This window comes from Listeria cossartiae subsp. cossartiae (assembly GCF_014224155.1).
Taxonomy (GTDB): Bacteria; Bacillota; Bacilli; order Lactobacillales; family Listeriaceae; genus Listeria; species Listeria cossartiae.
In genome coordinates this window covers 1,346,042-1,365,522 of record NZ_JAASUI010000001.1, presented here as the reverse complement: position 1 = coordinate 1,365,522, position 19,481 = coordinate 1,346,042, and the positions used below count along the sequence as shown (strand labels likewise).

Annotated in this window: 18 protein-coding genes and 1 other annotated feature; of the genes, 15 read left to right on the top strand and 3 right to left on the bottom strand. The window is 38.6% G+C overall.

Annotated features, from left to right (window positions below):
- Positions 1-79 precede the first annotated feature (79 nt).
- From HCJ30_RS06910 to HCJ30_RS06875, 8 genes are all read left to right on the top strand, one after another.
- Complete coding sequence (locus HCJ30_RS06910) at positions 80-1,153, top strand: M42 family metallopeptidase (protein WP_185391505.1); 1,074 nt, start codon at positions 80-82, stop codon at positions 1,151-1,153.
- Positions 1,146-1,364, top strand: a complete 219-nt coding sequence (locus HCJ30_RS06905; RefSeq protein WP_185391604.1) for a hypothetical protein — start codon at positions 1,146-1,148, stop codon at positions 1,362-1,364. The genes HCJ30_RS06910 and HCJ30_RS06905 overlap by 8 nt, the downstream gene beginning before the upstream one ends.
- 110 nt (positions 1,365-1,474) lie before the next feature.
- A complete protein-coding gene (locus tag HCJ30_RS06900; protein WP_185391504.1) occupies positions 1,475-1,786 on the top strand; it encodes a thioredoxin family protein in 312 nt (103 codons plus the stop codon).
- Between the two features lie 34 nt (positions 1,787-1,820).
- On the top strand, positions 1,821-2,621 hold the full coding sequence (locus tag HCJ30_RS06895) for a DUF1444 domain-containing protein (protein ID WP_185391503.1): 801 nt from the start codon (positions 1,821-1,823) through the stop codon (positions 2,619-2,621).
- Between the two features lie 5 nt (positions 2,622-2,626).
- On the top strand, positions 2,627-3,244 hold the full coding sequence (gene ytpR / locus HCJ30_RS06890; protein WP_185391502.1) for a YtpR family tRNA-binding protein: 618 nt from the start codon (positions 2,627-2,629) through the stop codon (positions 3,242-3,244).
- Between the two features lie 309 nt (positions 3,245-3,553).
- Entirely contained in the window at positions 3,554-5,935 is a 2,382-nt protein-coding gene (locus HCJ30_RS06885; RefSeq protein ID WP_185391501.1) for a DNA translocase FtsK, read from the top strand.
- A gap of 295 nt (positions 5,936-6,230) precedes the next feature.
- Complete coding sequence (murC, locus tag HCJ30_RS06880; protein WP_185391500.1) at positions 6,231-7,574, top strand: UDP-N-acetylmuramate--L-alanine ligase; 1,344 nt, start codon at positions 6,231-6,233, stop codon at positions 7,572-7,574.
- Positions 7,575-7,718: 144 nt separating this feature from the next.
- Positions 7,719-8,264 (top strand): peroxiredoxin, encoded by a 546-nt coding sequence (locus HCJ30_RS06875; RefSeq protein WP_185391499.1) that lies wholly within the window; start codon positions 7,719-7,721, stop codon positions 8,262-8,264.
- A 39-nt stretch (positions 8,265-8,303) separates the two neighbouring features.
- Here the strand turns inward: HCJ30_RS06875 and HCJ30_RS06870 are convergent, their stop codons facing one another.
- Positions 8,304-9,416, bottom strand: coding sequence for a M29 family aminopeptidase T (locus HCJ30_RS06870; RefSeq protein WP_185391498.1), 1,113 nt, complete (start codon positions 9,414-9,416; stop codon positions 8,304-8,306).
- Between the two features lie 256 nt (positions 9,417-9,672).
- On the opposite strand from HCJ30_RS06870, the gene HCJ30_RS06865 reads away from it, so the two are divergent.
- The 5 genes from HCJ30_RS06865 to tyrS all read left to right on the top strand — a co-directional run bounded on the left by HCJ30_RS06865 (position 9,673) and on the right by tyrS (position 14,806).
- A complete protein-coding gene (locus HCJ30_RS06865; protein ID WP_003723567.1) occupies positions 9,673-10,128 on the top strand; it encodes a DUF948 domain-containing protein in 456 nt (151 codons plus the stop codon).
- A 21-nt stretch (positions 10,129-10,149) separates the two neighbouring features.
- The gene (locus HCJ30_RS06860; RefSeq protein WP_185391497.1) at positions 10,150-10,674 is read left to right on the top strand and encodes a YtxH domain-containing protein; all 525 of its coding nucleotides are present in this window, start codon (positions 10,150-10,152) and stop codon (positions 10,672-10,674) included.
- Positions 10,675-10,896: 222 nt separating this feature from the next.
- Entirely contained in the window at positions 10,897-11,982 is a 1,086-nt protein-coding gene (locus HCJ30_RS06855) for a bifunctional 3-deoxy-7-phosphoheptulonate synthase/chorismate mutase (protein WP_185391496.1), read from the top strand.
- A gap of 234 nt (positions 11,983-12,216) precedes the next feature.
- Entirely contained in the window at positions 12,217-13,221 is a 1,005-nt protein-coding gene (gene ccpA / locus HCJ30_RS06850) for a catabolite control protein A (protein WP_185391495.1), read from the top strand.
- A 57-nt stretch (positions 13,222-13,278) separates the two neighbouring features.
- Positions 13,279-13,487: a binding site (T-box leader), on the top strand.
- A 59-nt stretch (positions 13,488-13,546) separates the two neighbouring features.
- Complete coding sequence (gene tyrS, locus HCJ30_RS06845; RefSeq protein WP_185391494.1) at positions 13,547-14,806, top strand: tyrosine--tRNA ligase; 1,260 nt, start codon at positions 13,547-13,549, stop codon at positions 14,804-14,806.
- 100 nt (positions 14,807-14,906) lie between these two features.
- On the opposite strand, the gene rpsD is transcribed toward tyrS, so the two are convergent.
- Both rpsD and msrC read right to left on the bottom strand, forming a co-directional pair.
- A complete protein-coding gene (gene rpsD / locus HCJ30_RS06840; RefSeq protein ID WP_003723325.1) occupies positions 14,907-15,509 on the bottom strand; it encodes a 30S ribosomal protein S4 in 603 nt (200 codons plus the stop codon).
- 211 nt (positions 15,510-15,720) lie between these two features.
- Positions 15,721-16,209 (bottom strand): free L-methionine (R)-S-oxide reductase MsrC, encoded by a 489-nt coding sequence (gene msrC, locus HCJ30_RS06835; RefSeq protein WP_185391493.1) that lies wholly within the window; start codon positions 16,207-16,209, stop codon positions 15,721-15,723.
- Positions 16,210-16,500: 291 nt separating this feature from the next.
- On the opposite strand from msrC, the gene ezrA reads away from it, so the two are divergent.
- Positions 16,501-18,216, top strand: coding sequence for a septation ring formation regulator EzrA (gene ezrA, locus HCJ30_RS06830; RefSeq protein ID WP_185391492.1), 1,716 nt, complete (start codon positions 16,501-16,503; stop codon positions 18,214-18,216).
- 124 nt (positions 18,217-18,340) lie between these two features.
- Entirely contained in the window at positions 18,341-19,480 is a 1,140-nt protein-coding gene (locus HCJ30_RS06825; protein ID WP_185391603.1) for a cysteine desulfurase family protein, read from the top strand.
- The last annotated feature ends 1 nt before the right edge of the window (position 19,481 follow it).

Below are 19,481 nucleotides of genomic sequence, written 5' to 3'. Positions count from 1 at the left end.
AATGGAGAAGTGAGGCGAGCGGAAACAGATATTATTTGCTATAATAAGAGAGATTTCAGACGGAAAGAGATGATTATTAATGGAAAAAGAAACGTTAGCAATGTTTAAAGAATTAACGGAACTTCAAGGGACTTCGGGCGATGAACATCGAATTCGTGCTTTTATGCGAAAAGAACTTGAACCAGTTTCCGATGAAATTATTCAAGATGGCTTAGGTGGCATTTTTGGCGTGCGTCACGGAGCAGAAGAGGGCCCGCGTGTGCTTGTTGCGGCTCATATGGATGAAGTTGGCTTTATGGTCACGCAAATTACGGACAATGGTTTAATCCGTTTTCAAACAATCGGTGGTTGGAATCCACAAGTTTTACAAGCACAACGAGTGCAAATTATGGCGCCGAATGGTCCAGTAATTGGCGTAGTTGCATCTGTTCCGCCACATTTATTATCGGAAGCAGAACGTAGCAAACCGACAGATCCTAAAAACTTGCTGATTGATATTGGTGCAGATGATAAAGCGGATGCAGAAAAAATCGGTATTAAACCTGGGCAATTTATCGTTCCGGTAGCAGAATTCACACCACTTGCCAATCCGAAGAAAATTTTAGCAAAAGCATGGGATAATCGTTACGGCGTTGGTCTTGCAATCGAACTTATGAAAGAATTAAAAGGTGAATCATTACCAAATACACTTTTTGCTGGAGCTAACGTACAAGAAGAGGTTGGACTTCGCGGGGCTGGTGTTAGTGCTAACATGATTAAACCAGATTTATTCTTCGCGCTAGATGCCAGTCCTGCCAACGATACAACTGGAAATAAATCGCAATTTGGTCAAATTGGACAAGGTTTCTTATTACGCATTTTTGATCGGACGATGATTATGCACCGCGGTATGCGTGAATTTTTACTAGACACAGCGGAAACGAATAAAATTCCATACCAATATTTCGTTTCTCCTGGTGGTACGGATGCTGGTAAAGTGCACACATCATTAAGTGGGATTCCAAGTGCAGTAATCGGTGTTCCGGCTAGATATATTCACTCATCCAACTCGATTTTACATGTGGATGACTACGCTGCTGCGAAAGAAATGATTACAACGCTTATTCGTGGTTTGGATAAAACAACTTTTGAAACTATTAAAAACAATGCGTAAAATAATGAAAAAACCGGTATTGCTAGTTGGTTGGTTGCTTTTGGCAGCGAGTTTAGTATCACTAGTAGGCTATGCAACTCATATGCCGTATTTTCGCGATGCAGAACTTGGCTGGGTAATCACCACTTTAATCGCGGGCTTGATGACCTTGGTTTTTGGTTATGTGGGTGATTATTTAGAAAAGAAAAAAGCGCGCTCTAAGGTAAGGTGAAAGGTTTGGCTCTTAAATGGGCCGGACTTTTTTCATGAGCGTTATTCTGGACGAAAGTCGTGCTAAAAGTTAGGATTTAACTAGAATGAAACAAAAAGGAGCGGATCAAAATGAAAAACTTGGAATCGGTAGAACAATTTAACGATATCAAATCAGAAGGTAAGTCTGTCTTCATGTTTAGCGCTGATTGGTGTGGCGACTGTAAATACATTGAACCAGTAATGCCGGAAATTGAAGCGGAAAACGAAGACTTCACTTTTTATCACGTTGATCGAGATGAATTCATTGATTTATGCGCTGATTTAGCGATTTTTGGAATCCCTAGTTTTCTAGCGTTTGAAGACGGTGAAGAAGTAGGGCGTTTCGTGAGCAAAGATAGAAAAACAAAAGAAGAAATTAATGATTTCCTAGCTGCAATATAAAAAGTGACAGCTTTTTATGAAAGGGGAGGCACCTATGGCGAAAATGACCACGCTGAAAATGAAAGAACGACTAGAAAAAGAACTAGCTGCGCCGAATCGGTGGTTTTCGTACAATCGAGATAATGACGCACTTTCGGTTACACAAGATGGCAAAAAAGTAACGCTAACAATCCCGCAAATCATCGCGAACTACGAAAACGATGGAGATGCTGCGATTGAAAAAATAGTATATTATGTTGAAGAAGGTTTTCGAGCTGCTGCGGGAAATGTCGACCTTCAAACGAATAAGTCGAATATCTACCCGGTTGTCCGTGCGACTTCATTCCCTAGTAAAACGAAAGCAGGGGAAGTGTTGTTAACGGATGAGCACACAGCAGAAACAAAAATTTTCTATGCGTTCGATTTAGGGAAATCATATCGTTTCATCGAAGAAAATATGCTTGAAAAAGCGAATTTAACACACAAAGAAATAAAAGAAGCTGCTTTCCGTAATCTAGCTAAACTAGAGATTCCGCTGAAAAAAGATTCGGTCAACGGTAACGATTTTTATTTCGTGCGTACAAATGATGGTTACGATGCAAGCCGCTTGCTAAATGAGGCGTTTCTCCGTGAAATGCGCGAGAAACTAACGGGTGAAATGGTGCTAGCCGTACCGCATCAAGATGTCTTAATTATTGGTGATATTCAAGATAATACCGGTTACGACGTTTTAGCGCATATGACGATGGATTTCTTTGCGGATGGGCTCGTACCAATTACCTCTTTGCCATTTGTCTATAATAATGGTAAACTTGAACCGATATTTATAATGGCAAAAAACAGATTAAAGGAGTAGAAGACGTGATAGTAAACGCATTTTATAATGAAAAAGGGGTAGGGGACACTCTACTAATCGAAACTGGCGAAGTAACATTTGAAAATCGTGAATGGGAGCGTCGTGGTGACGTGGCTCGCATTTTTGATCGCGAAACAAAAGAAGTAGCGGGCTTCAATATTTTTAACAGCTCCAAATACTTTGATATTACAGCGAATGGGAAAGTGGAATTAACGGAAGAATTAGTTGCGTTAATGAATCGAGTAATCGAAAAAGCGGGATTTGAACCTGAAATCGTTGCTGATTTATCTCCTAAGTTTGTCGTTGGTTATGTGGAATCGAAAGAAAAACATCCTAATGCAGACAAATTAAATGTATGCCAGATTAATGTAGGGGAAGAAGTGCTGCAAATTGTATGTGGTGCCCCGAACATTGAAGCTGGACAAAAAGTAGTTGTTGCTAAAATCGGTGCAGTTATGCCGAGTGGTTTGATTATTAAACCATCTAACCTGCGAGGGGAAGATTCTTTTGGTATGGTATGTGCCGCTCGCGAACTTGCGATTCCTGATGCACCTGCTGAAAAAGGTATTCTTGTTCTGGAAGATTCAGCTACACCGGGGGAAGAATTTTCGGTTAATTTCTAAATAAATGATTATTTTTAAGCGTCCAATACTATATTGGGCGCTTTTTATATTGCTTAATTTCATATATTGTGAAATCAAGATGAAAGTAGAACTATTTGTTGTTAATTGTATACAAAATATGTATAAATCGTACAAAAACGGAATAAATTTCAAGCTATAACAAAAACTTATATCAGGTTTAAACCTAGTATTACCAAGGTATTATAACGAATATGCTTCGAAAAATAGCGAATTCACAATTTTGTCATAGATTATTTTGTTTTTGTCTGTTAAAATCAAACAAGAAAATTAAATTTAGGGTGATAATGAATGGGATGGTTTAAAGATTTTTTCTTTGGCGATATGGACGAAGAAATAGATACATACGAAGATACGTCTTCTAGAAAAGTAGAAAAACAAGTAAAACAACGTGCTCCAGAAGTAGTACCGAAATCAAATGTGACAGCAATTAAAACAAAAGAACGTACTATAAGAAACGAGCGACCAGTTGCATATAAAACAGTACCAAAACAAAAGCCAGTACAAGCAGTAAAACGGCAAATGAAAACACAGATGGTATATCAGTATCCAAAAGGTGAATTTCGTTTCCCGCTAATTCCAGATAAACAAGTAAGCCAACCAATTCAACCAAAAAAACAACCAATAACAGAACGACAAGTAGCGGAAAAATCGCAACCAGTAAAAACGGAAACAAGAAAAAGACCTTTTACTGCGACAGATGTTCCTTCGCCTGTCTATGCCTTTAAAAAACGACCAAGTAAATTTGAATTTGCTGTTTCAGAAGCGGAAGAAATTACGGAGATACAAGAAGATTTAACCATCGCGCCAGTTGATTTATTAGAATCAGCTGAAGCGGAAACAATTGCGCTTGATGTGGAATTAGACCGTCAATTAGAAGCAGAATTCCCAGAAGAAGTTGTAGCAACGTCAGAAGAAGTGATTGTTTCAGAGCCGGAACCAATCGAAGTAGCGCCGATTTCTGAACCAGTAGAACCAGAACGAGTTTCTTTAATTACAGAGGAACCGACGCAAACGACACCACCTACCAGAAGTGCGCAAGTGGAATCTAGTCGACAAGAACAAATGTTGAAAAGCAGAATTCCATTTAATGTTATGATGGTGAAAAAAGATAAACAAGCACTCCAAAAAGAAGATGTACATGAAGTTGTCTCAGAAAAATCAGCAACAATAGAAGCCCAACCAGTTGTAACAGAACGAGTTCAGCCAACCGTAACGCAACAAGCCCAACCTGTGACAGCAACTTATCCAAGTAACTACGAGTTTCCGTCATTTGGCTTGCTCCATCCGCCAGTATCGAAACGCGAAGATGATTCTTGGCTTCAAATGCAGCAAGAAATGCTAGATGAAACATTAGAAAATTTCAATGTTCATGCAAGTGTTGTTAATCGGACACAAGGACCAGCCGTGACAAGGTTTGAAGTTCAACCTGAAAAAGGCGTAAAAGTGAGCAAAATTACTAATTTGACCGACGATATTAAATTAAGTTTAGCAGCGAAAGATATTCGTATTGAGGCGCCGATACCTGGTAAAAGTACAGTAGGGATTGAAATTCCTAATCAAACGAGCCGCCCAGTAATGCTTTCTGAATTGATGAATACAGAAGCTTTCCAATCATCCGAGTCGCCACTAACAGCCGCACTAGGATTAGATATTTCTGGAACGCCAATTATTACTGATTTGCAAAAAATGCCACACGGTTTAATTGCCGGAGCAACAGGATCAGGAAAAAGTGTTTGTATCAATTCATTGCTAGTAAGCTTATTGTACAAAGCAACACCAGACCAATTAAAACTACTCTTAATTGACCCGAAAATGGTAGAACTAGCTCCGTATAACCGAATTCCGCATCTTGTGAGCCCAGTAATTACGGACGCCAAAGCAGCTACAGTCGCTTTAAAATGGGCAGTAGAAGAAATGGAACGCCGTTATCAACTGTTTAGCCATACGGGTGTTAGAAACATGGAGAAATATAACGAATATGCTAGTCACCCAGATCATACGGGAGAAAAATTACCTTATATTTTAATTGTGATTGATGAATTAGCTGATTTAATGATGGTTGCGCCAAACGATGTAGAAGAATCTATTAGCCGTATCGCTCAAAAAGCAAGAGCTTGTGGTATTCATATGATTGTAGCGACACAGCGCCCCTCTGTAGACGTCATTACAGGTCTTATTAAGGCGAACATCCCGACACGTGTTTCGTTCTCTGTATCGTCTCAAATCGACTCTAGAACGATTCTCGATGCAAGTGGGGCAGAAAAACTACTTGGAAAAGGGGACATGCTCTTCTTACCAAGCGGCGCAAGTAAGCCAGTCCGTTTACAAGGAACATTTGTTAGTGATGAAGAAATTGATGCTGTCGTTGCTCATGTGCGAAGCCAAGGTGAGGCGGAGTATATCTTTGAAGAACAAGAATTACTTGTAAAAGAATCCGTAAAAGAAAATACCGATGAACTATTTGAAGAGGCATGTGACTTTGTTTTAAGCCAAAATGCTGCGTCAACATCTCTGCTACAAAGACATTTTAGAATCGGTTACAACCGTGCGGCGAGATTAATGGAAGCACTGGAAGATCATCAAATCGTTTCCGGAATAAATGGTTCCAAGCCGCGAGATGTTATCATTACAAAGGACCAATTAGCTAAACTGAGAAACAAAGAATCTTAATTTTGTAGTACTAAACTAACACATTACTTAATTAGTTTTACAAAATAAGGCTGTTTTCATGAGTAATTTCGCTTATATTCGCTGAAAGATTTTTCTATTTACATGGAAAGTGATATAATAAGCTGGTGAATTATTGACTCAACTAAGAATTCAAACATAAAACACAATTGGAACGTAAGATGATGTCTAGAAAACGGAGACTTTATACTGTTTTCAAAGTTAAGACTTGGTGCTTAACAGTTAACATGTTTTTTTTAGGCACCCTCTTCAAGATAAATTAATGGGGGTTCAAATAATGACTATCTATCATTTTGTTGGAATAAAAGGGTCGGGAATGAGTGCACTTGCTCAAATCCTGCATGATAAAGGTTTTCAAGTGCAAGGCAGTGATGTGGATAAATATTTCTTTACACAAAAAGCGTTAGAAGAAAAGCAAATTCCGATTATGACTTTTTCGGCTGATAATATTCAAGAAGGCCTAACAATTATTGCTGGGAACGCATTTCCAGATACACATGAAGAAATTGAGCGCGCATTAGAGCTTGATCTTCCAGTGATTCGATATCATAAATTTTTAGGTCAATTAATTGATGGCTATACAAGTATTGCAATAACTGGTTCGCACGGTAAAACGTCGACAACCGGTCTACTTTCTCATGTCGTTGGCGCTATTCGTCCAACTTCTTACTTGATCGGTGACGGTACGGGAAGCGGGACAAAAGGGGCAGAATACTTTGCGCTAGAAGCATGCGAATATCAACGCCATTTCCTTGCATATAAACCAACGTATGCGATTATGACAAATATTGATTGGGATCATCCGGATTATTTTAAGAGCGTGGATGATGTATTTAACGCGTTTGAAACACTAGGCAAACAAGTGAAAAAAGCTGTGTTTGCGCTAGGCGATGATGCTGAATTGCGTAAACTTACTTTAGATATTCCGATTATTTACTTTGGCTTCGATGAGGAAAACGAATTCCAAGCTAAAAATGTTATTAAAGAAACAACCGGAACAAAATTCGACGTGTATCATCGCGGAGAGTTTTTAGGTTCTTTTGAAATTCCAGCTTACGGAGATCACAATGTATTAAACGCATTAAGTGTGATCGCGCTTTGCGATTACGAAGGTCTACCAGTGGAAGCAGTTAAAAAGGAATTAAAAACCTTTGAAGGCGTCAAAAGAAGATTTAGCATTACCGAAAAAGCGAATCAAGTGTTAGTTGATGACTATGCACATCACCCATCCGAAATTCGCGCTACTGTCAATGCTGCAAGACAAAAATACCCAGACAAAAAAATAGTTGCTGTCTTCCAGCCGCACACATTTACACGAACTCGCACATTTTTACAAGGTTTTGCGGATAGCTTAAATTTAGCGGATGAAGTATATCTTTGTGATATCTTTGGTTCCGCGCGTGAAAAAACAGGGAATTTAACGATTGCTGATTTAGCGCATAAAACAAAAGGCAACCATATAATTAAAGAAGAGCATACAGAAGAGCTACTACAATATCCAGAAGCAGTTATTTTATTCATGGGTGCAGGGGACGTTCAAAAATTCCAAGCTGCCTATGAAAAAGTCCTTGATAATGAAGTTATCACAGCTGCTGATTTGAAAAAAAGCGCGATTAATTAACGACTAAATAAAGCATGTCCATCATTGGGCGTGCTTTTTTCTTGTTTATAATTAGTATAAATAAAGCTTTACAGTCTTTCCTGGGTGTATTAAAATATATCATGTGATGCAAAATACAACTACATAATTAATGGAGGGATAAAAGTGGCAGAACGTTTAGTAGGCACACAAGCTCCAAGATTCGAAATGGAAGCTGTTATGCCAAATCAAACATTTGGTAAAGTAAGTCTAGAAAAAAATATAGAAGATGATAAATGGACGGTTCTCTTTTTCTATCCAATGGACTTTACATTTGTTTGTCCGACAGAAATCGTGGCTATTTCCGCTCGGTCAGATGAATTTGATGCATTAAATGCACGTATTATTGGTGCTTCAACTGATACAATTCATTCGCATCTTGCATGGACAAACACGCCGGTTAAAGAAGGCGGAATTGGTAAGTTATCCTATCCACTTGCTGCTGACACGAATCACCAAGTTGCAAGTGATTACGGTGTTTTAATTGAAGAAGAGGGTGTAGCATTACGTGGCCTTTTCATCATCAATCCAAAAGGTGAAATTCAATACGAAGTGGTTCACCATAATAATATCGGCCGTGAAGTCGATGAAGTTTTACGAGTACTACAAGCATTACAAACAGGTGGACTATGCCCGATTAACTGGCAACCTGGTGAAAAAACAATTGTTTAAATGAAAAAGCGCTTAGGATCAATTCCTAAGCGCCTTTTTTTATACTAAGTTTTCTGGGTTAAGCGATGCTAATTCAGGAAGAACGAAAATGCCATCTTTGCGAATTAGAACATCGTCAAAGTAAATTTCGCCGCCACCGTAATCGGCACGTTGAATATTAACAAGATCCCAGTGAATCGCTGACTGATTGCCATTGAACGCTTCGTCATAACATTGACCAGGCGTAAAGTGGAAACTGCCTTCGATTTTTTCATCAAAAAGGATGTCTTGCATTGGTTCGTGGATGAATGGGTTCACACCAATTGCGAATTCGCCAACAAAGCGCGCACCTTCATCTGTATCTAACACTTTGTTAATACGAGCTGTATCATTAGCAGTCGCTTCCACAATTTTTCCGTCTTTAAACGTGAATGATACATTTTCAAACGTAAAGCCTTGGTAAGGAGAAGGTGTGTTATACGTAAGTGTTCCATTGATAGAATCACGAACTGGCGCAGTAAATACTTCGCCGTCTGGAATATTCATTTCTCCGGCACATTTAATTGCTGGAATATCTTTAATGCTAAATGTTAAATCTGTTCCTGGGCCTACTAAGTGAACTTTATCTGTTTTGTTCATTAGTTCTACTAAGCCATCCATTGCGTCGCTCATTTTTCCGTAATCTAAGTTACATACATCAAAATAGAAATCTTCAAAACCAGCTGTGCTCATTTTTGCAAGTTGTGCCATGGACGAGCTTGGGTAACGAAGCACAACCCATTTTGTTTGTTTGACACGGATATCCGAGTGCATTTTGCCAACTGTTTCGCCGTTGATTTTTAATTTATCGGCTGGTACGTCAGATGTTTCGTTGATGTTATCGCCAGCACGTAAACCTATGTAAGCATCCATTTCTTTCATTACATTGCCTTCGAATTCAGCAATTTTCGCATATTGTTCACTATTAGCACCGAGCATCATCGCGCGGTCGATTTGTGGTTCTTTCAATGACACGAACGGGAAACCGCCAGCTTTGTATGCTTCTTCCACTAACGCCATCACTAATTCTTTTTGAACACCGAAGTTTTCGATTAATACTTTTTCCCCAGCGCCAAGTTTGACGGAATAGTTGATTAAATTATGCGCTAATTTTTCGATTCTTGCATCTCTCATATTGTTACCTCCCTGAAATTTAACTAAAAATGGGCAAAAAAGCAGCCTGTATCTATTTTACTCCAAATCACGTCAAAAGCAACCATCTGCAACAAATTAGCACGTTTCTTTCTTATTAGTTTATTTTTCGGCAGTTACTTGCTAAAATGAAGCTAATACCTTTTCTTTTTTGCATTTTGTACATAGATCATTAGAGAAGAAAGTTTTAGAGGGGAATACTCAGGGTATAGAAAAAGGAATATGGAGGTGTGGATAGATGATAGTAATCTTGTATATTGCAGCGCTTATTGCCGCAATTGCGCTTTTAGTTATTGCCATCTATTTGGGAAAAACATTAAAATCAACTTCCCAAACAATGGACGAGGTAGCTAAATCGTTAGAAAAAATAACCGTAGAAGTACAAGGGATTACAGGACAATCACAAAAATTGCTTGATAAGACCAATACACTTCTAGAAGATGTCAATGGCAAAGTTGCGAAAGTGGATCCAGTTTTTGATGCAGTTGGTGACATTGGAACTTCTTTACTAGGATTAAGTCAATCTGTTCGCGAACTAGCAACACTCGCAACAAACAAGGTAGAACAAAACGAGGCGAAGATTTCTCAAGCTGTCTCAATTAGCAATTCGATTCTTTCTTTTAGAGAAAAAATGAAAGCGAATAAAGCAGCGAAAGAAGCTGCAAAAGAAGCAGCAGAACAATCTAATTTCTAATATAATTTGGAGGGATTTAACATGGCAGAAAAAGATGGTATTAATACAAAAGATTTTCTAATCGGTGGTTTAATTGGTGCGATTGTTGGTTCAGCCGCAGCACTATTATTTGCCCCTAAATCAGGTAAAGAACTACGCGAAGACTTGAATACACAAGTTGATACAATTAAAGAAAAAAGCAACCAATGGAAAGACGTTGCTTACGAAAAAGGTATCGAAATCAGCAGTGTTGCCAAAGGAACTAAAGATAAATTAGTTGATTCCGCTGGTGGATTTGTAGATGTAGTAAAAGACAAATCAGGCAAATTAGCTGATACAGTTTCAAAACAAAGCAAAGCAGTGAAAGAAGTCGTTTCACAAAATAAAGAAGAAAACCAAGAAGCTGCAAAAAAAGCGGCAGAAGCTGTAAAAAGCGAAGCAAAAGACGCTGCAGACGATGTAGAAAAAGCAGCAGACAAAGCGAAAAATGAAGCAAAAAAAGCAGTAGATGAAGGCAAAGACGAAGCGAAAAAAATTGCTTCCGACGCTAAAAAAGAAGTAAAATAAAGTAAGTTTAAAAAACAGCCTTGCGGGGCTGTTTTTTTATTAGCGAAAAAAAAGCGATTATCTGCTTGTAATTTATTTCAAAACATGTTAACATTAGTTTTACATTACTCACTTTAATGCTTAAAAGCGATTAAGTATAAAAGCGGATTCGTGACAAATTATCTGTTTTCCTCTATAATGAAACATAATCTTGGAGCAGATTTTTAGAAGGGTGGAAGTTAAATGGTTAACACAAATTTAGAGGAACTTAGAACACAGGTGGATCAATTGAATATTGATTTGCTGGAATTAATTAGCAAACGCGCAAATTTAGTACAAGAAATTGGCAAAATCAAAGGAACTCAAGGTTCTCTTCGTTTTGATCCATTGCGTGAAAGAGAAATGCTTAACACGATTCTTGCAGCAAATGAAGGACCTTTTGAAGATAGTACGGTTCAAAAATTATTTAAAGAAATTTTTAAAGCGGGATTAGAACTTCAAGAAGATGATCACTCTAAAGCACTACTCGTTTCTAGAAAAAATAAAAAAGAAGATACGATTGTTACTGTTAAAGGCTTACCAATCGGAAACGGCGAACCGGTATTTGTATTCGGTCCGTGTTCGGTTGAATCTTACGAGCAAGTTGCTGCAGTCGCTGAGTCTATTAAAGCAAAAGGCTTAAAACTTATTCGCGGTGGAGCATTTAAACCTCGTACTAGCCCATATGACTTCCAAGGATTAGGTTTAGAAGGACTGAAAATTTTAAAACGTGTTTCTGATGAATACGGTTTAGGCGTTATTAGTGAAATCGTTACGCCAGCTGATATCGAAGTAGCACTTGATTATGTTGATGTCATTCAAATCGGTGCAAGAAACATGCAAAACTTCGAATTACTAAAAGCGGCCGGTCGTGTCGACAAACCGATTCTTCTAAAACGTGGCTTATCTGCTACGATTGAAGAATTCATCGGTGCTGCTGAATATATTATGTCACAAGGAAATGGCAAAATTATTTTATGTGAACGCGGTATCCGCACTTACGAAAAAGCGACAAGAAACACATTAGATATTTCTGCTGTTCCAATTTTGAAGAAAGAAACGCATTTACCAGTGATGGTCGATGTAACGCATTCTACTGGTCGAAAAGATCTATTACTTCCATGTGCCAAAGCTGCTCTAGCTATCGAAGCAGACGGCGTTATGGCGGAAGTTCATCCAGATCCAGCTGTTGCTTTATCTGATTCTGCACAGCAAATGGATATTCCTGAATTTGAAGAGTTCTGGAACGCGATTTTAGCGAGCAATTTGGTTCCGCATAAAGCGAAATAATACGCAAAAGCCTTGGGATTCCAAGGCTTTTTGTTTTGCTTATAACAACTAATACACGAATGGTATTAAATTTCAGGAAACAATGCCGTTTTGATATGAAAATAAATGAAAATAAAGAGTAAAAACAATTGCATATCGAAAAAACTTATCGTATTATTAAGGGAAGGCTAGTTTGTTTCCGTTTACAATGGTAGATAGAGCCATTAAAATAATGAATATGGAGAGTGAATAGGGATGAATGTAACAATTTATGATGTTGCACGTGAAGCGAACGTTTCTATGGCAACGGTATCTCGGGTAGTTAACGGCAATCCGAATGTTAAACCAGTAACAAGAAAAAAAGTATTGGATGTTATTAATCAATTAGGTTATCGTCCAAACGCTGTAGCTAGAGGTCTAGCGAGCAAACGTACAACAACTGTTGGCGTCATTATTCCAGATATTTCTAACGTGTTTTATGCAGAGCTTGCACGTGGGATTGAAGATATTGCAACGATGTACAAATACAACATTATCCTTAGCAACTCGGACGAAAATGAGGATAAAGAACTTCAAGTATTAAATACGCTGCTTGGTAAACAAGTGGACGGTATTATTTACATGGGCGAACGTATTTCAGCACAATTACAAGAAGAATTTGATCGTTCTCCTGCACCGGTTGTATTAGCTGGAGCGGTAGATATGGAAAACAAATTAGCTTCTGTTAATATCGATTACAAACAAGCGACGAAAGAAGCCGTACAACGTTTTGTAGCGAATGGTCATAAGCAAATTGCTTTCGTCAGTGGTTCTCTAAACGAGCCAGTTAACCGTGAAATGAAATTAGCTGGTTATAAAGAAGCGTTAGAAGCAGCTGGCATTGCTTACCAGGAAGATTACATTATTGAAGCAAAATACAACTACAATGCAGGCGTAAAAGTTTGGGCTGAATTAAGTGCCTTGGCTAAAAAACCAAATGCAGTAGTAGTAGCTGATGATGAACTAGCTATCGGTATCTTGAATGCGGCGCTTGATGCGGGAATCAACGTCCCAGAAGACTTAGAAGTGATGACAAGTAACAATACAAAATTAACATTGATGTCACGTCCGCAACTTTCGACCATTGTACAACCTTTATATGACATTGGTGCGGTTGCGATGCGTTTACTTACGAAGTTAATGACAAGCGAAGAAGTAGACGAAAAAACAGTTATTTTACCACATAGCGAAAAACTACGTGGAACAACGAAAGAAAAATAAAAGAGTTGACAGCATTTTTGACGGTATGTTATAAATGTATGTATACTTTTCATAACGAAAATGACTAGGAACGGACGAAGTAGTTGCTTATTCTTATTCTTAGAGAGCTAGTGGTTGGTGGAAACTAGTAGAGATGAGTGGACGAATTACATCCCGGAGTCACGCTGCGCAGGATAATGGCGCGGCCGGTGTTGAGCCGTTATTTTTTGAAGTAGGATTTTTTCCTAAAAGTAGGGTGGTACCACGTTAATTAATACGTCCCTTCGCTAAATTTTTGGCGGAGGGGCGTTTTTTATGTCCAAAAATAAAAGGAGAATGATGAAAAATGAATATTATTGATGAGTTAGAGTGGCGCGGAGCCATTTACCAACAAACAGATGAAGAAGGTTTACGTAAATGGGTAGAAGAAAAGCAAATTTCTTTATACTGCGGGATTGATCCATCCGGCGATTCGATGCATATTGGGCACTTAATTCCGTTTATGATTTTACGTCGTTTCCAAAATGCTGGGCACCGTCCGATTATTTTGGTTGGTGGCGCAACAGGTACAATTGGCGATCCAAGTGGTAAAAAAGAAGAGCGTCAACTACAATCAATGGAACAAATTAGCAAAAATGTAGAGAGTTTACGCGTGCAGCTTGGGAAAATTTTTGATTTTGAAGGTGATTCCGCAGCGAGCATGGTGAACAACTATGATTGGACGAAAGATGTGAGCATTCTTGATTTCTTACGTGATTACGGAAAAGAATTCAATGTAAATACAATGCTTTCCAAAGATATCGTTGCTAGCCGTTTAGAAGTAGGGATTTCCTTTACAGAGTTTGCTTACCAAATTTTACAAGCGATGGACTTTAATCATTTATATGAATTTAATGATTGTCGTTTGCAAATTGGTGGTAGTGACCAGTGGGGGAATATTACTGCTGGGCTTGACTTAATTCGTAAAAAACAAGGCGAAAATGCGAAGGCGTTCGGTTTGACGATTCCACTTTTAACGAAAGCGGATGGAACGAAATTTGGTAAATCAGAAGGTGGCGCGATTTGGTTAAACCCGGAAAAAACAACGCCGTATGAGTTTTACCAATTTTGGATTAACACAGATGACCGTGATGTCGTGAAATACTTGAAATACTTTACTTTCTTGACAGAAGCAGAAATCGCTGAGTTGGCGAAACAAGTAGAAACGGAACCACATTTGCGAGCTGCGCAAAAAACGTTAGCAGCTGAAATGACTAAATTTGTGCATAGCGAAGAAGCGTTAGAGCAAGCTTTGAAAATTTCAAAAGCATTGTTTAGTGGGGATGTTAAAGCACTTACTGCGGATGAAATTGAACAAGGTTTCAAAGATGTTCCGACATTTGTAGCAGAAGATGCGGAAGCGAATTTAGTAGATTGGCTAGTAACGCTTGGTATTGAGCCTTCCAAACGTCAAGCGCGTGAAGATGTCGGTAATGGGGCTATCTACATTAACGGTGAACGTCAACAAGATCTAGAAAAAATCATGGATGCAACTGACCGGATTGAAAATAAATTTACAATTGTAAGACGCGGGAAGAAAAAATACTTCTTAGTTTCTTATAAATAAGAGGAGGAGCGCTCGTTTTTTAAGATGAGCGCTTTTTTTGTGCATAAAAAAACCTTACAAACACGACCGAGGCCATGCATTGTAAGGTTTTTAGTTCTAATTAACGGCTGTAGAATTCTACGATAAATGCTTCGTTGATTTCAGCAGCAAGTTCAGAACGTTCTGGAAGACGGTTAAGTGAACCAGTAAGTTTTTCTGCATCGAAAGTTACGTATTCAGGCACGAAGCTTGAAACTTCTAAGCTTTCAGCGATTGCAGAGTTTTTAGCAGATTTTTCACGAACAGAGATCACTTGACCAACAGAAACTTGGTAAGAAGGGATATCTACGCGTTTGCCATCTACAGTGATGTGGCCATGGTTTACTAGTTGACGAGCTGCACGACGAGTGCGAGCAAGACCAAGACGGTAAACGATGTTATCAAGGCGTTGTTCTAGTAAGATCATGAAGTTCTCACCGTGTTTACCTTGTAATTTACCAGCTTTGTTGAACGTGTTTTTGAATTGACGTTCAGTTAATCCGTACATATGACGCAATTTTTGCTTTTCAGCTTGTTGCAAACCATATTCTGAGATTTTTTTACGTTGAGTTGGGCCGTGTTGACCTGGAGCATACGGACGACGCTCTAATTCTTTACCTGTTCCAGAAAGTGAAATTCCTAAACGACGGGAAACTTTCCAGCTTGGACCTGTATAACGAGCCATAAGAGACTCCTCCTTTTATTTGTTTTTGGTATAAAACAAACGTGACGTAAAACCTAATCAGGGCAGTTTACCTTCATATACCATCACCATAGCAGCCGCCGGTTACGCGATATACCACAGAATTAAATCTGGGGGTAAACAACACACTCATTCATTTTACTCAAGCTGCATTTTACACATCTTCCAGTATAGTATAGTTACTGGTCGCTTGTCAATTGATTTCTTGAGTAATCGCATCACGGATTTTTTCTAGCCACAATTGATCTACTTCATCAAAACGATTAAGACTTGGGCTATCGATATCAAGTACACCAAGCAACTCTGAATTTTTCACGATGGGCAGAACAATTTCTGAATTAGAAGCCGCGTCGCAAGCGATATGGCCAGGGAAATCGTGGACATTTTCGACGATATACGTTTTTTGATCAGCAGCAGCAGAACCACATACACCTTTACCAAGGGGAATGCGAATGCAAGCAGGCAGACCTTGGAAGGGGCCAAGCACTAATTGATTGGTTTCTTTTTCTAGTAAATAAAAACCAACCCAGTTAATATCAGAAAGCGCTTGGTTTAATATAGAAGAAACATTGCTTAAATTGGCAATTAAATTTGGTTCGCCAGCAATCATTGCTTGGACTTGTTTTAATGCAAGCGCGTAATTTTCTTCTTTTGTACCAGTCATTTTTTGGATTTCAATCATTTTATATCCCCACATTTCTTTTCAAATAATGTCTTTAGTATAGCATGAACGGCAAGGGATTTCGGGAAATTTGTTTCGGGATAGGGTGGATTTTAGTTGCGTCAAAATTTTTTTCGCTAAACGCAAGTAATTCTAAGGAAATCGTGGTAAAATAAAAGATGTGTATAATGAACTGAAAATGAGGAATAAAATATACTACATATGGAAAGATGTACATAATTGAAAAGATGTATGAGCAGCACGAGGTGGCTGTTTTTCTTTCACAAGTTAACGTTGATGGGAGGATTTTGGATGTACTACATGTTAATCGGCTTTATTATCGTAGTAATTGCAGTCATTAGTGCAGGCTACATTTTAAAAAGAAAACATTACCAAAGAATAAACGAGTTAGAAGAGAAAAAGATTAAACTCAGAGAGCGGCCGGTTATTGATGAACTTTCAAAAGTGAAAAAATTAAAACTAACAGGTCAGACAGAAGCGCTTTTTGAATCATGGCGTTCGTCCTGGGATGAAATTGAAACAAGATTATTTCCTGATTTAGAAGAAGTATTGTTAGAAGCAGAGATGAACACAGATCGTTATAAATTCCGTTCTGCTACATACGCCGAAAATGATATTGAGCAAATGCTTGTTGTCATTGAAAAGCAAATGGATCAAATTCTTGGTGGACTAAAAGAATTACTTGTTAGTGAAGAGAAAAATGCTGAAGAAAGTCGCGCAACGAAAGAAAAATTTGCGGAACTTCGCCGGGAAGTACTAACAAGAGGATTTAAGCTAGGGGAAACGTTACCTTACGTAGAAGCAAAACTAAATGACCTTTCCGAAAGCTTAAATAACTATGATTTACTAACGGACCAAGGGGATCATTTAGAAGCACGCGAAATCGTTATCGTCGTTCAAAAGGAAATGCAAATTATCGATGCCCAAATGGAACGAATTCCGTCTTTATTGCATGAAACGGATACCATATTGCCAGAAGAAATGAATAAACTTCGAGCTGGTTATGAAGAAATGGTGCGAAAAGGGTATTATTTAGCCCAAATGGAATTAGATAAAGAAATTGCTCGCATGAAAAATCAAATTGATAAAATGAAACAAAATGTAATTAATCTTGATTTAGATGAAGCTGAACAAGGTATAGAAGAATTACATAACGAAATCGAATTGTTTTATGATGCATTAGAGCACGAAGCGGAAGCGCGTCATTTCGTCAAAGAAAATCATAGCCCAACTTCCGATAAGCTACAACGTCAAAATCTGGTTTCCGATGCACTTGCAGAACAAATTACAGAAGTAAAACAAACGTATCATGTTGCGGAAGACGATTTAGCGATTTATTTAAAAACAAGCGCGAAATTAAGTGAAGCAAAAGAAAACTTTGAACAATTGACTGCTTTAATCGCTAGTGGCGAGATTGCTTACTCTGCTGCACAAGATACAATGAAAGAAATCGATGCAGCGCTTATTACTATTGGTGCGGAACAAGACAATTTTGCAGAGGAATTACGTTCTCTTCGCAAAGATGAACTTGAAGCGCGCGATGATGCTGAGCGGATGCGCCGGGCGATTATCACGCTGGATCGCAAAATGGAACGAGAACGTTTGCCAGGTCTTCCGGAAGAGTATTTATCGCTCCGTGAACATATGGGTGAGTCGATTGATACGCTGGAGAAACGCTTAGAAGAAAAACCATTGAATATGAAGGCGGTTAGCCAAGATTGGCGCATTGCCGAAGAAGACCTAATCCATTTAACGGAAAAAGCAGAAGAAATGATGGAGAATGTTCGTTTAGTCGAGCATGTCATTCAATATGCGAATCGTTACCGGTTGCGCAACAAAGAACTGGCGGATGAGCTTGTACAGGCAGAAAACCATTTCTACAATGATTATCAGTATAAGAAAGCACTGGAAATTGCTGTAACGGCGCTAGAAAAAGTCGAAACAGGTGCATTTAAAAAAGTCGAAAAAGCTTACTCTTCCAAAGTAAGTGTCGATGATATCGAATAAAATGGTAAAAACAGGTATTTCTATTATTATAGGAATCCTGTTTTTTTATGAAAATAGTAGTTGGAAAGTAGTGGAATTATGATAAAATGGAGAGTGGAATATTGGGGAGGAGAATATCGTTTTGATGATTTATTTTGATAACAGTGCGACAACCAAGCCAAATGCTGCCGTACTTGAAACATATACAAAAGTAGCAAGTAACTATTTTGCTAATCCTTCTTCGCTTCATCGTTTTGGCGCTAAGTCGAAAGAACTGCTTGATGCATCAAGAAAACAAATCGCTACGATGTTAGGCGCTTTGCCCGAAGAAATTATTTTTACATCTGGTGGAACGGAAGGGAATAATTTAGCGATTAAAGGGCTTGCCTATAGTTACAAAAATCGCGGGAAACATATTATTACTTCTAGCATTGAACATCCGTCTGTCCGTGCTGTAATGGAAGAACTGGAGCAATCCGGTTTTTCGGTAACATACTTACCAGTAGACAAAAATGGTGTTATCAAGCTAGAGGCATTACAAGCAGCACTCACAGAAGAAACGATTTTAGTGTCTATTATGGGTGTCAATAATGAAGTTGGAAGCATTCAACCGCTACACGCGATTGGGGAAATCCTTGCTGATTGTGAGCATACTTTCTTTCATGTCGATTTCGTTCAGGGGATTGGCAAAATACCGCTCGCGCTTGATGCGGATGCGATTGATTTGCTGACTTTTTCCGGGCATAAATTTCATGCTTTACGTGGCACCGGAGTACTTTTTAAACGAAAAAAGGTGCATTTACATCCGGAAATTCTTGGTGGCGGTCAGGAAATGGGCTATCGCAGTGGAACGGAAAATCTAGCGGGAAGTGTGGCGCTTGCCAAAGCATTGAGGTTGACGCTAGAAAATGAGTCTAACAAACCAGAATTAAGCGAAATTCGTGATTATTTACTAACCGAAATTGCGCAAATGCCTGATATGACTGTCCATACGAAACAAAGTGTTGCAGCGCCGCATATCGTTTGTTTTTCGGCAAAAGGGCATCGCGGTGAAATTCTCGTTCACGCCTTAGAAAAAGAAGATATTTACATTTCAACAACTAGCGCTTGTTCTTCCAAGCAAAAACTAGCGAGCAGCACGTTAAAAGCGATGGGGGTAACGGACGAAGAAGCAATCGGCGCTGTACGAGTAAGTTTATCTTTTGAAAACCGTTTATCCGAAGCGAAAATTTTTATCCAAAAACTGCAAGAAATCATTGAAAATCTAAATAAAGTGGTGAAATAAA

Coding starts and splice junctions, on each gene's coding strand:
- HCJ30_RS06855 (WP_185391496.1), top strand. CDS start 10,897: ATGGTTAACACAAATTTAGAGGAACTTAGAACACAGGTGGATCAATTG.
- tyrS (WP_185391494.1), top strand. CDS start 13,547: ATGAATATTATTGATGAGTTAGAGTGGCGCGGAGCCATTTACCAACAA.
- HCJ30_RS06895 (WP_185391503.1), top strand. CDS start 1,821: ATGGCGAAAATGACCACGCTGAAAATGAAAGAACGACTAGAAAAAGAA.
- ezrA (WP_185391492.1), top strand. CDS start 16,501: ATGTACTACATGTTAATCGGCTTTATTATCGTAGTAATTGCAGTCATT.
- murC (WP_185391500.1), top strand. CDS start 6,231: ATGACTATCTATCATTTTGTTGGAATAAAAGGGTCGGGAATGAGTGCA.
- HCJ30_RS06885 (WP_185391501.1), top strand. CDS start 3,554: ATGGGATGGTTTAAAGATTTTTTCTTTGGCGATATGGACGAAGAAATA.
- HCJ30_RS06870 (WP_185391498.1), bottom strand. CDS start 9,416: ATGAGAGATGCAAGAATCGAAAAATTAGCGCATAATTTAATCAACTAT.
- ccpA (WP_185391495.1), top strand. CDS start 12,217: ATGAATGTAACAATTTATGATGTTGCACGTGAAGCGAACGTTTCTATG.
- HCJ30_RS06900 (WP_185391504.1), top strand. CDS start 1,475: ATGAAAAACTTGGAATCGGTAGAACAATTTAACGATATCAAATCAGAA.
- HCJ30_RS06905 (WP_185391604.1), top strand. CDS start 1,146: ATGCGTAAAATAATGAAAAAACCGGTATTGCTAGTTGGTTGGTTGCTT.
- HCJ30_RS06865 (WP_003723567.1), top strand. CDS start 9,673: ATGATAGTAATCTTGTATATTGCAGCGCTTATTGCCGCAATTGCGCTT.
- msrC (WP_185391493.1), bottom strand. CDS start 16,209: ATGATTGAAATCCAAAAAATGACTGGTACAAAAGAAGAAAATTACGCG.
- HCJ30_RS06860 (WP_185391497.1), top strand. CDS start 10,150: ATGGCAGAAAAAGATGGTATTAATACAAAAGATTTTCTAATCGGTGGT.
- HCJ30_RS06910 (WP_185391505.1), top strand. CDS start 80: ATGGAAAAAGAAACGTTAGCAATGTTTAAAGAATTAACGGAACTTCAA.
- rpsD (WP_003723325.1), bottom strand. CDS start 15,509: ATGGCTCGTTATACAGGTCCAAGCTGGAAAGTTTCCCGTCGTTTAGGA.
- HCJ30_RS06825 (WP_185391603.1), top strand. CDS start 18,341: ATGATTTATTTTGATAACAGTGCGACAACCAAGCCAAATGCTGCCGTA.